Here is a 10,853-nt window from a genome sequence, read left to right as displayed (position 1 = left end):
CCGGCCAGAGTAGCCGGACCGCACCGACCGCCGTTTCCGGCCGGCCACCTCGTCGATCAGGCGCGGCTGATCGCGTTGGCGTGGATCGCCTCGTGCAGGTACGCCGCGAGGCCGGGGGCGATGTTCTCGTAGTACGCGGTGAACCGCTCGTCGGCCAGGTACATGTCGGCCAGCCCGGTGTGCATCTCGTACGAGCACTCGTAGAACCAGCGGCTGATGAGCTGCCGGTGCTCCTCGGCCAGGTCCGTCGCCTCCGGGCCGTCCGCCGGTGCGCCCGAGGCCAGCAGCGCGACGATCCGCCGGCCCCAGTCCTCGTTCTCGGCCCTGTGGCGCAGCCAGTCGTCCTTGCGGTAGCCGGCGACCCGCCGGTTCGACTCCCGGTACGCGTCGGTGTCACCCCAGCGCCGCTCCGCCTCGGCCTCGTGCTCCTCCGGCCTGAAGTCGCCGAAGACCTCGAACCGTTCCTCCGGCGTGAGTTGGATGTTCAACTTGCTCGCCTCCATCGCGAACTCGACCGCCGCGACCATCTCCTGCAACCGCTTGATCCGTACCGTCAGCAGCTCGTGCTGTCGGCGCAGGTGCGCGGCCGGGTCGGCCGCCGGGTCGTCGATGATCGCGGTGATCTCCTCAAGTGGGAAACCCAGCTCGCGGTAGTACAGGACGATTTGCAACCGCTGCAGGTCCGCGTCGTCGTAGCGGCGGTAGCCGGTCGGCGTCCGGCCGCTCGGCGAGAGCAGGCCGATCTCGTCGTAGTGGTGCAGCGTCCGTACCGTCACGCCGGCGATCTTCGACACCTGACCCACCGTGTACGCCATGGTTCCCCTCCCTTCCGGGAACCAGACTCCCGCCTGCCGTTACGTCAGGGTCAAGGCCGATTCTGACCCACCGTGGCGGGGCTGTCCGGACGCCCGTACAGATAGCCCTGGCCGCGTGGGCAGCCGATCGCGGTGACCGCGTCGTGCTGGCGTTCGGTCTCCACGCCCTCGGCGACCACCGCCAGGTCGAACGCGCCGGCCAGCCGGGTGACCATCTCCACGGTGGCGTACGCCCGGTCGTCCGTGCCCAGCCGCGCCACGAACGACCGGTCGATCTTCAGCTCGGTGGCCGGGATGCGGTGCAGGTAGCTCAACGACGAGTAGCCCGTACCGAAGTCGTCGATGGCGATCTGGATGCCCAGCTCCCGCAGCTGGTGCAGCCGTTCCAGCACCGCGTCGGTCCCCTCGATCAACGCCGACTCGGTCAACTCCAGCGTCAACGCGCGCGGCGCCAGCCCGGCGCTGGCGGTGGCCGCCGTGACCGTGGCGATCAGGTCGGGCCGGCGCAGGTGTGCCGCGGCGATGTTCACCGCGACCGTCGCCTCCGGCGCGCGGGCCCGCCAGGTCGCCGCCGCCCGACACGCCTCGTGGATCACCCAGCGGTCGATCGGGAGGATCAGCCCGGTCTCCTCGGCCAGCGGCAGGAACTTCGCCGGCGGCAGCATCCCGAGCCGAGGGTGCCGCCAGCGCACCAACGCCTCGGCGCTGCGGACCGCGCCGCTGGACAGGTCGACGATGGGCTGGAACTCCAGGTGCAGTTGCTCCTCGTCGACGGCCCGGCGCAGGTCGGCGATCAGCTCCGCCCGGGACACGGCCGACTCGCGCAGGCCCGGGGTGCACGTCCGGTACGCGGACTTGCCGGCCGCCTTCGCCGCGTACATGGCGATGTCGGCGTCGCGCAGGAGGTCGGTGTGCGAGGCGTGCTGCGGCCCGTACTCGGCGATGCCGATGCTCGCCGACGGGTGCACGCCCACGTCCTCGTCACCGTCGGAGGGCCGCAGGGCGTCCAGCAGACGTTCGGCCAGCCGCTCCGGCGACACCGGCCCCTCCCCCTCGACCAGCACCGCGAACTCGTCCCCGCCGAGCCGGGCGATGGTGCCGTCGCCACCCACCGCCGTCCGCATCCGAGCCGCCAAGCCGGTCAGCAGGGTGTCGCCGGTGGCGTGCCCGAACCGGTCGTTGACCTGCTTGAACCCGTCGAGATCGAGCAGCAGGACGGCCACCGGCCGACCGTCGCGCAGAGCCAGGCGCAGCAGCCTGTTGAACAGCAGCCGATTCGGTAGGCCGGTGAGCTGGTCGCCGTACGCGAGCCGACGCAGTCGCGCCACCAGGCGCAGGTTCTCGTTGGCGGCCAGCCCCTGACGCACGGCGAGAGCGGCGAGCAGCGCCATCATGGATACGAAGACCAGCGGCGGGGTCTGGCCGGTGGGCCGGCGGGCCAGCAGCACCGCGATGATCGCCCCACCGACCGGCAGGTACGGCAGCGCCACCCGCCACCACGGTGGCAGCGGTGACTCCGCGGTCTCGTCGGTGCCGTCGCAGTCCGGCGGCGGCCGGTTCCCGGTGGCCAGGCCGATCAGCAGGTAACTCAGCGGCCAGCACAGGTCGATGGGGTGACCAGCGGCGTAGTCACCGCGGGCGACCAGCGAGACGTAGACGACGTCGGCTACCACCCGGATGGTAAGGCTCACCGCGAGCACGCTCATCGGCCGCCACAGTGGTCGCGTCGGCCCGGCCACCGCCACCAGGATGGTGAGCTGCATCAGGTCGAACATCGGGTAGAGCAGCCCCAGCGTGCGCGCCGGGTCGGCCAGCTCGGCGGCGGCGACCCCGCGGAACACCAGCACCCAGCCGATCGGCACCAGGGCCAGCGCGACGATCACGCCGTCCAGCAGCGTCCGGGCCCGCCCCACCCCGGTCCGGGGCCCGGACGGCGAGCTGAGCAGCGCGGCGGTGCCGGTGAGGATGCCGGCGGTGAAGACCACCCCGACCAGCGGGGTGTGCGGCAGGTCTCCGCCGACGAGCCGCTGCGCCGTCCAGGTCGCCCGGCCCAGCGCGGCGAGCGCCATGGTGAGCGCGAGCAGCGTCCAGAATCGGCGCAGCGGGGCCGGGTGTCGACGGGCCACGCCGGCACAGGCGACGGTCGCCCAGCCGGCCACCAACAGCGCGCCCACGTCGCTGACCAGCGCGGCGCCGGGCAGCGCGGCGGCCAACCAGCCGGCCTCCACGACCAGGACCGCAACCGCGACGATCGGGCCGATGGGCTTGAGCTGCCCCGCGGCCTGCTTCACGTCCTGTCGCGACACGGTCGCTCCGGCTCTTCGTCGTGTGTGCACAGTCGGGCGGACCGGTCCACGGCAAACCCCGAAAGCCTAGCCAGCGCCCGGGAACGCCGCCAGGGCCGAACATCCAGGTCGATGCGGTCTGCCCGGGCCTTCGTGGCGGCCTGTGTCGCGCACCGGCCGGCGGGTCAGGTCAGCGGCCGGCGGAGCGGTTCCAGGGTGAGCGGGGCAGCGCGGTGCCGGCCAGCGGGCGGCGCACGGGTCGACGCAGACGCCGGCCGGGGGTGCACGGCGGGCGGGCGGCGGTGTGCACGACGGGTCCGGTCGACGACGGTCGACCGATCAGCCAGCACAGGAAGCGGGCCATCTGCGGCTCAGCCGACCGGGAGGCGCTGGGCGTCGGACTTGGCGATCTCGTACTGCGCCCCACAGAACGTGCACTGCTGCGCGTACCGGGTGCGGATCGGGATGAGGGGGATGAAGAAGAGGGTGAATTTCGTCGACCGGCGGGTGATCACCTGCGCGGCGTGGTTACCGCAGTGGCGGCAGACCTGCTGCACGACACCGGACCGGTCGACCTTGGTACGCAGACCAAAGATGAAGAACATCGCCCGGCAGTACCCACTCCACCCCGAAAAGTCACCGAACCCGGGGCACCGATCGGTTCGACAGTCGCAGTGACAGTGTATAGCTATTGGTATACTCCTCGGGTGCCGCAGGATGAGTGGGACGTCTTCGTCGTCGACGAGGTCCGTGCCTGGATCGACAGCCTCGACGAGGCGACATTCGTCCGGGTCGTCCAGGCCATCGACGCGCTCGCCGAAGCAGGACCGGGGCTGGGCCGCCCCCTGGTCGACACGATCAGGGGGTCGTCGCTGGCGAATCTCAAGGAGTTGCGACCCGGCACCGTCCGCATCCTCTTCGTTTTCGACCCGTGGCGCGCCAGCATCCTGCTGGTCGCGGGCGACAAGGCGGGCCAGTGGCAGAGCTGGTATCAACAGGCCATCCCGCTCGCCGAACAACGCTATGAGATCTACTTGAAGGAACGCGCACAGCAGGAGGGGGGCCAGCGGTGAGTGGACATGTGCGGTGGTCGGATATTCGGTCGGAGTACGTACAGCGGGCCGGCGGCGAGGAGGCCGTTGCGGCCGGAAAGCAGGAGTTGCTCGCGCAAGTCGTCGGGCATCGCCTCGCCGAGGTACGACGCGCCCGCGGCCTCACTCAGCAGCAGGTGGCCGAGCGCATGGGGGTGACCAAGGGGCGGGTCTCCCAGATCGAGCAGGGCCGGATTTCCGGCCAGGAAGTGGTTGCCCGGTACGCCGTCGCCCTCGGCGGCCGACTCCACCAGGCCATCTACTTCGACGACGGTGATATCGCCGCCATCGCGTGAGCCGCCTGCCGACAGCACCCTCTCCCCACCCACAAGATCGTGCTCGATCCAGGATGTAATGGCCTCTGGCGTGAACGAGGCGACTACATCCCTGATCGAGCACGATCAAGGCGCGACGGTCAGCTGGCGGGTTCGGGCTCCAGGCCGGGCACCTCGGTCGAGATCCAGATCGGCTGCCAGCCCGGCACCTCGTGGAAGCGGCGCAGCTCGGCCAGGCCGGACACCGACCCGCTCCAGGCAGCGTACGGAGGGTTGGTCTCGTCGAAGCCGCTCTGCACGAAGGTCAGCGTGGTCCGGCCGTTGGACTCGGCCAGCTCCCAGTTCGTGACGCCTGTCGGTCCCCAGTCCACGGACATCTTCCGGCCCGGCTCCAGGTCGACGATCTTGGCCGCGTACCCGGTCTCGAAGCCGCCCATCGCGTACCGGCCGCCGACCCACGGCTCGATCCCGATGGGGTAGCCGAACCAGGCGCTGGCCTGCTCGGAGTCGGTAAGCGACTCCCACACCTTGTCCATGGGGGCGGCGATGACCAGCTCGCCGCGCAGGTCGGCGGAGGTGAAGTCGGTACGCGGCAGGAGCGGCCGACCCTCCAGGTGGGCGGCCAGGTTGGCGATGGACAGCGCCCAGAACGTCTGGAGCACGCCCCGGATGCTGGAACCGCTCATCGCCTCGGCGAAGTCGAAGTGGCTCTGGGTCAGCGTCAACACGGTGCTGTCCGTGCTCTCGGCGGTCAACTGGAGCTCGGTGGTGGTCTCCACCCCGTCGAGCAACCAGCCGAAGCGCAGCGTGTCGTCGTCGGCGTGCAGCAGGCGCTGGTGCGGGGCGTCACCCTCGGGCGTGTAGCGGCCCCAGAACTCGTACCGCTGGGGCAGCTCGACCTCGGCGTGCTCGGCCAGCCAGAGTCGCAGCTCGGCCGGCTCGGTCAGGGCCTCGCGGACGCGCCCGACGGGCGCGGAGAGACGGGCCTGGACCTTCAACGCTTCACTCATTGTCGTTTCCTTTCGGATAGCAGGCGACGGCGAGCTTGAAGGCGTCTCCTTCACTGCCGCCGTAACGGGCGAACAGGTCCTGAAGTGCGGTTTGCAGGTCGTGCAGGAACTGCGGGCGCTGCTCCGCGGGCACCCGGATCTCCCCGGAGACCCCGATCGACGGCAGCTCGGGCGCGGCCCGGTCCAGGGCGGCGACGTCCGCCTGGACCTCCTCCATCAGGTCGAGCAGGTAGCCCAGGCTCAGCTCGTCGCGGGCCCGGCGCAGCCCGATCCGGCCGACCAGCCGCGGGGAGAGCCAGTAGGACCGGGCGGCGGCCTGGTAGATGCCTTCGGTGATGCCGCGGACCTTGCGCTCGTTGACCAGCTCGACCAGGCCGGCCGCGACGAGCTGCTTGACGTGGTAGTAGACGCGCTGCGGCGTCTGGTCGAGTCGGGCCGCGACCTCGGTGCAGGTACGCGGTTCGGCGAGTTGCCGCAGCACCTCGACACGCTGCGGCTTGAGCAGGACTTCGGCCTGCTCGATCTGCTCCAGGTACAGGACGTCTCTCATGGCAAAATCAGTTTGTACGTACAAAATTCGTTTGTCAATCGCTTCGCGAAAAGCCGCGCCGACTTCTCGACGCGGCTTCAGGCGACGCTCAGCAGGTGGTCAGGGCAACCAGTCCGGGCGCAGCGGGTAGCCGTTCACACCGTCCGGGCCGTTGTGGGTGGCCAGCACCTGGTGCAGCTGGATGCCGTTGCGCTCGAACGCCATCCGCGACCCGGCCATGTAGAGCCCCCACACCCGGGCCGTGCCCGCGCCCACCTCCGAGACGCAGAAGTCCCAGTGCTCCACCAGGTTGCGACACCACGCGGCCAGCGTCAGCGCGTAGTGCTGGCGCAGGTTCTCCTCGTGGTGCACCTCCAGCCCGGCGTCGTGCACCTCGCTGATCAACCGACCCGGGCCGGCCAACTCGCCGTCCGGGAAGACGTACCTGTCGATGAACGCGCCCGAGCGGTGGGGCGCCCGGTTGTCGGCCCGCGTGATGGTGTGGTTCAGCAGCCGTCCACCCGTACGCAGCCGCGACCGCAGCGCGCCGAAGTAGGACGGGTAGTTGCGCACCCCGATGTGCTCGGTCAGACCGATCGAGGAGATGGCGTCGAACTGCTCCGCCGGCGCGTCCCGGTAGTCCAGGTGCCGCACCTCGGCCAGCTCGCTCAACCCCTCCCGCTCGATCGCCGCCTGCGCCCACTGCGCCTGCGCCTTCGACAGGGTCACCCCGAGCGCCTTCACGCCGTACTCCCGGGCGGCGTGGCGGACCATTCCGCCCCAGCCGCAGCCCACGTCCAGCAGCCGCATGCCCTTCTTCAGCGCCAGCTTGCCGGCGACCAGGTCGTACTTCGCCGCCTGGGCCTGCTCCAGCGTGTCGTCCGGGGACCGGTAGACCGCGCAGGTGTACGTCATCGACGGGCCGAGCACCTTCTCGTAGAAGGCGTTCGAGACGTCGTAGTGGTGCGAGATCGCGGTGCTGTCGCGCACCCGCGAGTGCCGCAGCCCGTTCATCACCCGCTTCCAGCGCGGCAGGGCCTCCTGCGGAGGGGCCGGCGGGGGCAGCAGCCGCTCCCAGCCCAGCCCGCGCGCCAGCGCCACCCCGTCGGCCACCGACGGTGGGCGCAGCCGCAACTCGTCCTTGAGCACCCGCAGCGCCTCGTACGGGTCACCCGGATGCACCCCCTGCAACGCCAGGTCACCGCTGACGTACGCCCGGGCCATGCCCAGGTCACCGGGGGCGGTGAGCAGGTACGACAAACCCCGCTCGGAACGGATCGACAGGGTGATGCCGGCGTCGGCCGGGCCGACGGCGCTGCCGTCGTACCCGGTGATCCGCACCGGCAGCGGCCCGGCGGTGACCGCGCGGACGACGTCCGCCACGGTCGGACCGGTGCGCCGGCCCCCCGCCGGCGGGGTGGCGGGAACGCTCGCCGCCCCCTGGTCTCGATCGGTCAGGCTCATGCTCGTGCTACCGCCTTCTCGTACAGTCCCGTCAGCCGGTGGTCCGGGTCGTAGCGGTCCTTCACCGCGCGCCAGGTCTCGCCGCCATAGAGGCGATCGAAGGCGTCCCGGTCGTAGTACGCGTCGGAGTAGAGCGACTTGTGCCCGCCAGACTCCGACACCCTGCGTTCGATCGTGCGGTTGACGTCGCCGTCGGCGGCGCCGGGCGCGATCGGAACGCTCCCCCAGAAACCAATGTTGACGTAGTCCTGCCCCGCGTGGAGCGGATACAGCGGCCACGACCGCGCGGAACCGGGACCCTCCGGTTCGCGCAACCGCAACGGGCAGAGCCACACCGGGGTCATCCCCACGCTGTCCGCGAACCAGCGCAGGAAGTCGGCCGTGCGGTCCAGCGGGATCTCCACGTCCTGCACGACCCGCTCACGGGCCGGCTGGCCGCGCAGCCGGTCGATCCGGGCCGCCACCTGGTGCCGGTGCTCGAGGCGGACCAGTCGGTGGTAGACGTCGCTGCGCCGGTAACGCGCCGGCCAGAGCCTGCGCACGACCGGGTGCTGCGCGCCGAACGCCGCCGAACACCAGAACCAGTCGGTGTCCCAGCGCCACAGATAGTCGTACGCGGTCAGCACGTCCCGGGTGCGCCGGCGCAGCGACCGGTAGTAGATCTCCTGGCCGGTGTAGTCGCTGGGCGGGTCGGCCGCGTCGGTGAAGGTGCCCAGGATCAGGTACGCCTCACCGGGGCTGAACATCACGCCGTCCATCACGTCGACCGGTTCGCCGGCCCAGGACCGGGTGGCGGTCACCTCGGCGATCGCGTCGGTGAGCGCCTCCAGTTGGGTGAACCGGATGTTGCGCAACGCCACGTACCGGCCGACCGGTTGCAACTCGATGCGCAGCCGGGTGGCGTACCCGAGGCTGCCCAGCGAATTGGGGAACGCGGTGAACAGGTCGGCGTGCTCCCCGTCCGGCCGGGCGGTGACGATCTCGCCGGAGCCGGTGAGGATGTCCATCTCGCGTACCGACTCGTGGGGCAGGCCGTTGCGGAACGAGGTCGACTCGATCCCGAGGCCGGTCACCGCCCCACCCAGGGTGATGGTGCGCAGTTGCGGCACCACCAGGGGCATCAGCCCGTGCGGCAGCGTCGCGTCGACCAGGTCCTCGTACGTGCACATGCCCTGCACGTCGGCGGTCCGGGCGGTCGCGTCCACCGCGAGCACCCGGTTGAGGCCACTCACGTCGAGGCCCGGGGTCCGGGGAGCGGACCGGGGGCGGAACAGGTTGGAGGTGCGTTTGGCCAGCCGGACAGGCTCGCCCGTGGGCACCGCGGCGTACGACCGCCGCAGCGTGTCCACCGCTTCATCATGGTCAATGGGGTGATCCACACGCTCAGCGCGCATGTGATCACCTTACGCCCGCACCCCGGAAACGGTGGGATGTCGACGCCTGCTGTTTCCCGTCCGACGCCAGGTTCGACGGTTACCGTGGCGGGCATGCCGTCGCCCGCGATCGCCGCCCTGGACTCCGCCGGACTGCCATATCGGCTGGTCAGCCACGGTGCGGTCGGCAGCCTCGCGGAGGCCGCCGCGGCCCGGGGCGTGGCCGTCCCGGATGTGGTCAAGACCATCGTCGTCCGCCGGGGTGCCGACGATCACCTGTTCGTGCTCACCCCGGGCGACCGGGTCGTCTCCTGGCCCAAGCTGCGCGCCCTGCTCGGTGTGCAGCGCATCTCCATGCCGGACGCGGCGGGCGCCCTGGCCGCCACCGGGTACGAGCGCGGCACGATCACCCCGTTCGGCGCGAGCACCGCGTGGCCGGTGATCGCGGACGAGCGACTGCGCGGCCGGGAGATCACCCTCGGCGCGGGCGAGCGCGGTCTCGCCGTCGCGGTCGACGCCGACGCGGCCATCACCGCCCTCGGCGCGACTGTGGCCGACGTCACCGACCCGCAGCCCACCCGCTGATCGCACCGGGCTGGCTGCGGCCGGCCGGCGTGGCTGGGCTGGCCCCGGCCCGCCGTGGTGGGTGAGGATGGCCCGTATGTCCCTGCCCGAGGAACGCCCCGATCCCGCCGGCACCGTCTACGGCGGTCGGCGGAGAGCTCGTTCCGGGCCGCTGGCCGACCCGCTGCTGCGGGTGGCGTTGGCGGTCGGGCTGGTGGGCGTACTCCTCGGGTTGGTCTTCGCCACCGGCCTCCTCGACGGCGACGACGAAGCGGTGGTGCCCGCCGCGGTCGCCGCGCCGTCCAGCGTGGCCGAGCCGACCATCCCGGCGGCCGAGCCGAGCCCGACCCCCTCGGTCGAGCCGTCGCCGACCCCGTCGGCCACCCCGGCCGTCCCGACCACCGGGCCCCGCGTGCTGCGGTCGCCCTCCGGGCTCTGCCTCGGGCTCGACGGTGACGGTGAGAAGGCGCAGGCCGAGTTGGCCGCCTGCACCGGCGGCCCGGAGCAGCAGTGGGTCGTCAACCCGATCGGAACGGACGCGGTGACGTTGACCAACGCCGCCCACGGGCAGTGCCTCGACGTCGAGGGCGGCAGCGGTGACGACGGGGCGACGGTGCAGCAGTTCCCCTGCCACGGTGAGGCCAACCAGCAGTGGCGGCTGAGCCCGACCGGCACCGGCCCGGTGCTGGTCGTCGCGGTGCACAGCGGTAAGTGCGCGCAGGCCGACGACGACGGCGCCGAGGCCGGGGACGAGATCCGGCAGCGGCCCTGCGACGGCCGGCCCGCCCAGCAGTGGACGCTGGGCTGACTCAGCCCCGGAAGCTCCACGCACGGGGTGCGGTCGCGGCGACCAGGACGGCCTCCGGCACCGGCCGGCCCGGCCGTCGGCGCAGCAGCAACGACAGCCCGGCGGCGCCGATCGACAAGGCGCCGGCCACGTACCAGGCCAGCGCGTAGTCGCCGAGCCGGTCGCGGACCAGCCCCGCGCCGGTCGCCGCGATGGCCGCCCCGAACTGGTGCGCGGCGAACACCCAGCCGAACACCACCGCCCCGGCGCCGCCGAAGTACTCCCGGCACAGCGCGACCGTCGGCGGCACGGTGGCCACCCAGTCCAGGCCGTAGAAGACGATGAACACCAGGATGCTCGGCTCGGCCGTCCCCGCGAACAGGCTCGGCAACACCAGCAGCGACAATCCGCGCAGGGCGTAGTAGGCGCCGAGCAGCAACCGGCTGTCCACCCGGTCGGTGAGCCAGCCCGAGGCGATCGTGCCGACGATGTCGAAGAGCCCCACCAGCGCGAGCAGCCCGGCCGCCGTGGTCTCGGCCATGCCGTGGTCGTGCGCGGCCGGCACGAAGTGCGTACCGACGAGGCCGTTGGTGGTGGCGCCGCAGATCGCGAACCCGCCGGCCAGCAGCCAGAACGGCCGGGTCCGGGCCGCGGCGGCCA

General features: G+C 71.7%; 13 protein-coding genes. 4 read left to right on the top strand and 9 right to left on the bottom strand.

All coding sequences use genetic code 11. From position 1 onward, the window contains the following. Nucleotides 1-56: 56 nt before the first annotated feature. The 4 genes from AB0J68_RS16820 to AB0J68_RS16805 form a co-directional block, all read right to left on the bottom strand. On the bottom strand, nt 57-815 hold the full coding sequence (locus tag AB0J68_RS16820) for a MerR family transcriptional regulator (protein WP_363939250.1): 759 nt from the start codon (nt 813-815) through the stop codon (nt 57-59). Nucleotides 816-865: 50 nt separating this feature from the next. Then, on the bottom strand, nt 866-3,121 hold the full coding sequence (locus tag AB0J68_RS16815; protein WP_354863254.1) for an EAL domain-containing protein: 2,256 nt from the start codon (nt 3,119-3,121) through the stop codon (nt 866-868). A gap of 169 nt (nt 3,122-3,290) precedes the next feature. Then, a complete protein-coding gene (locus tag AB0J68_RS16810) occupies nt 3,291-3,464 on the bottom strand; it encodes a hypothetical protein (protein ID WP_354863255.1) in 174 nt (57 codons plus the stop codon). A gap of 7 nt (nt 3,465-3,471) precedes the next feature. Then, on the bottom strand, nt 3,472-3,705 hold the full coding sequence (locus AB0J68_RS16805; protein WP_007455911.1) for a zinc-ribbon domain-containing protein: 234 nt from the start codon (nt 3,703-3,705) through the stop codon (nt 3,472-3,474). A gap of 102 nt (nt 3,706-3,807) precedes the next feature. Between AB0J68_RS16805 and AB0J68_RS16800 the strand changes: the two genes are divergently transcribed. Beyond that, nucleotides 3,808-4,173 (top strand): type II toxin-antitoxin system RelE/ParE family toxin, encoded by a 366-nt coding sequence (locus AB0J68_RS16800; RefSeq protein WP_354863256.1) that lies wholly within the window; start codon nt 3,808-3,810, stop codon nt 4,171-4,173. After that, nucleotides 4,170-4,487, top strand: a complete 318-nt coding sequence (locus AB0J68_RS16795; RefSeq protein WP_354863257.1) for a helix-turn-helix transcriptional regulator — start codon at nt 4,170-4,172, stop codon at nt 4,485-4,487. The genes AB0J68_RS16800 and AB0J68_RS16795 overlap by 4 nt, the downstream gene beginning before the upstream one ends. 119 nt (nt 4,488-4,606) lie before the next feature. On the opposite strand, the gene AB0J68_RS16790 is transcribed toward AB0J68_RS16795, so the two are convergent. The 4 genes from AB0J68_RS16790 to AB0J68_RS16775 form a co-directional block, all read right to left on the bottom strand. Next, complete coding sequence (locus AB0J68_RS16790) at nt 4,607-5,476, bottom strand: SRPBCC family protein (protein ID WP_363939248.1); 870 nt, start codon at nt 5,474-5,476, stop codon at nt 4,607-4,609. Further along, the gene (locus AB0J68_RS16785; RefSeq protein ID WP_354860773.1) at nt 5,469-6,026 is read right to left on the bottom strand and encodes a helix-turn-helix domain-containing protein; all 558 of its coding nucleotides are present in this window, start codon (nt 6,024-6,026) and stop codon (nt 5,469-5,471) included. The genes AB0J68_RS16790 and AB0J68_RS16785 overlap by 8 nt, the downstream gene beginning before the upstream one ends. Nucleotides 6,027-6,125: 99 nt before the next feature. After that, nucleotides 6,126-7,469, bottom strand: a complete 1,344-nt coding sequence (locus tag AB0J68_RS16780) for a class I SAM-dependent methyltransferase (RefSeq protein WP_354860775.1) — start codon at nt 7,467-7,469, stop codon at nt 6,126-6,128. After that, nucleotides 7,466-8,863 carry an FAD-binding oxidoreductase gene (locus AB0J68_RS16775; protein ID WP_354860777.1) on the bottom strand — a complete coding sequence of 466 codons (1,398 nt, stop codon included), beginning with the start codon at nt 8,861-8,863 and terminating at the stop codon, nt 7,466-7,468. Before AB0J68_RS16775 ends, AB0J68_RS16780 begins: the two co-directional genes overlap by 4 nt. Before the next feature lie 93 nt (nt 8,864-8,956). Between AB0J68_RS16775 and AB0J68_RS16770 the strand changes: the two genes are divergently transcribed. Then, on the top strand, nt 8,957-9,427 hold the full coding sequence (locus AB0J68_RS16770) for a YbaK/EbsC family protein (RefSeq protein WP_354860779.1): 471 nt from the start codon (nt 8,957-8,959) through the stop codon (nt 9,425-9,427). Between the two features lie 76 nt (nt 9,428-9,503). Then, complete coding sequence (locus AB0J68_RS16765; RefSeq protein ID WP_363939251.1) at nt 9,504-10,214, top strand: RICIN domain-containing protein; 711 nt, start codon at nt 9,504-9,506, stop codon at nt 10,212-10,214. Nucleotide 10,215: 1 nt separating this feature from the next. Here AB0J68_RS16765 and AB0J68_RS16760 read toward each other — a convergent pair. Beyond that, a partial coding sequence (locus AB0J68_RS16760) for an MFS transporter (RefSeq protein WP_363939247.1) occupies nt 10,216-10,853 on the bottom strand: 638 nt, incomplete at its 5' end.

The organism is Micromonospora sp. NPDC049580, assembly GCF_040675595.1.
GTDB lineage: Bacteria > Actinomycetota > Actinomycetes > Mycobacteriales > Micromonosporaceae > Micromonospora.
The sequence above is the reverse complement of the archived record's forward strand: the minus strand, read 5'-3'. Positions and strand labels throughout refer to the sequence as shown.

Excerpts from the sequence above, each read along its gene's own strand:
- AB0J68_RS16780 (WP_354860775.1), bottom strand. The coding sequence starts at position 7,469 with ATGAGCCTGACCGATCGAGACCAGGGGGCGGCGAGCGTTCCCGCCACC.
- AB0J68_RS16775 (WP_354860777.1), bottom strand. The coding sequence starts at position 8,863 with ATGCGCGCTGAGCGTGTGGATCACCCCATTGACCATGATGAAGCGGTG.
- AB0J68_RS16765 (WP_363939251.1), top strand. The coding sequence starts at position 9,504 with ATGTCCCTGCCCGAGGAACGCCCCGATCCCGCCGGCACCGTCTACGGC.
- AB0J68_RS16785 (WP_354860773.1), bottom strand. The coding sequence starts at position 6,026 with ATGAGAGACGTCCTGTACCTGGAGCAGATCGAGCAGGCCGAAGTCCTG.
- AB0J68_RS16805 (WP_007455911.1), bottom strand. The coding sequence starts at position 3,705 with ATGTTCTTCATCTTTGGTCTGCGTACCAAGGTCGACCGGTCCGGTGTC.
- AB0J68_RS16820 (WP_363939250.1), bottom strand. The coding sequence starts at position 815 with ATGGCGTACACGGTGGGTCAGGTGTCGAAGATCGCCGGCGTGACGGTA.
- AB0J68_RS16790 (WP_363939248.1), bottom strand. The coding sequence starts at position 5,476 with ATGAGTGAAGCGTTGAAGGTCCAGGCCCGTCTCTCCGCGCCCGTCGGG.
- AB0J68_RS16810 (WP_354863255.1), bottom strand. The coding sequence starts at position 3,464 with ATGGCCCGCTTCCTGTGCTGGCTGATCGGTCGACCGTCGTCGACCGGA.
- AB0J68_RS16770 (WP_354860779.1), top strand. The coding sequence starts at position 8,957 with ATGCCGTCGCCCGCGATCGCCGCCCTGGACTCCGCCGGACTGCCATAT.